2 protein-coding genes are annotated in these 1,005 nt (G+C 67.5%); both read left to right on the top strand.

From position 1 onward, the window contains the following. Positions 1–281, top strand: a 281-nt coding sequence (trbK-alt, locus tag AX735_RS16110) for a putative entry exclusion protein TrbK-alt (protein WP_082751160.1), incomplete at its 5' end; no start/stop codon positions are given. After that, positions 278–1,005: P-type conjugative transfer protein TrbL (gene trbL / locus AX735_RS16105; protein ID WP_082751159.1), on the top strand; the 728-nt coding region annotated here is incomplete at its 3' end. The genes trbK-alt and trbL, both read left to right, overlap by 4 nt.

Genomic DNA, 1,005 nt, shown 5'->3' with positions numbered 1-1,005 from the left:
CAGGGGTGGCGGCGCTGGCCGGGCTGATGATGACGGTGGCGATCGTCGCCGCCGTGCAGCCCGATGAGCCCGCGCCCGCGCCGCCGCTCATCCTGCCGGCGGACGAAGGCCAGGCCAGGCTCGCCCGCGAGCTGGACCGCTGCGCCTCGCTCACCATGCCGGATAGCGGCTGCGAGGCGGCCTGGGCCGCCAACCGCCGCCGCTTCTTCCGCCAGGACGAGTCCGCGCCCGCGACAGAGCGCGGCCGCGACAGGGCGGCGGACGCAGGCGCCCGGCCATGAACGACACCGGCGTTATCGACAATTTCCTGGGTGTCTTCACCGGCTACATCGACAGCGGATTCGGGCTGCTCGGCGGCGAGGTCGCGTTCCTCTCGACCACGCTGATCGCCATCGACGTGACGCTCGCCGGTCTGTTCTGGGCCTGGGGCGCGGATGAGGACGTGTTGCAACGCCTCGTCAAGAAGACGCTCTACATCGGCACCTTCGCCTTCATCATCGGCAATTTCTCGCTGCTCGCGACCATCGTGTTCGAGAGCTTCGCCGGACTCGGGCTCCAGGCCAGCGGCGGCGCCATGACGATCAACGAGTTCATGAAGCCCGGCACGATCGCGGCGAAGGGGCTCGAAGCGGCCAAGCCGCTGCTCGATGCGGCGGGGCAGTTCTCCAGCCTTTGGGCCGTGTTCTCGAACCTCGCACTGATCCTCGTGCTGCTGCTCGCCTGGGTGATCGTGGTGCTCGCCTTCTTCATCATCGCCGTGCAGGTCTTCATCACGCTGATCGAGTTCAAGCTGGTGACGCTCGCCGGCTTCGTCCTGCTGCCGTTCGCCTTCTTCAACAAGACCGCCTTCATGGCCGAGAAGGTGCTGGGCCATGTCGTCTCGACCGGCATCAAAGTGCTGGTGCTCGCGGTCATCACCGGCATCGGCACCACGCTGTTCAGCCAGTTCACCGGCGCGGCACTCGGCCCCGCGCCCGACATCAATCAGGTCATGGCCATCGCGCT

Source organism: Blastomonas sp. CCH1-A6 (assembly GCF_001556365.1).
GTDB lineage: Bacteria > Pseudomonadota > Alphaproteobacteria > Sphingomonadales > Sphingomonadaceae > Blastomonas > Blastomonas ursincola.
The sequence above is the reverse complement of the archived record's forward strand: the minus strand, read 5'-3'. Positions and strand labels throughout refer to the sequence as shown.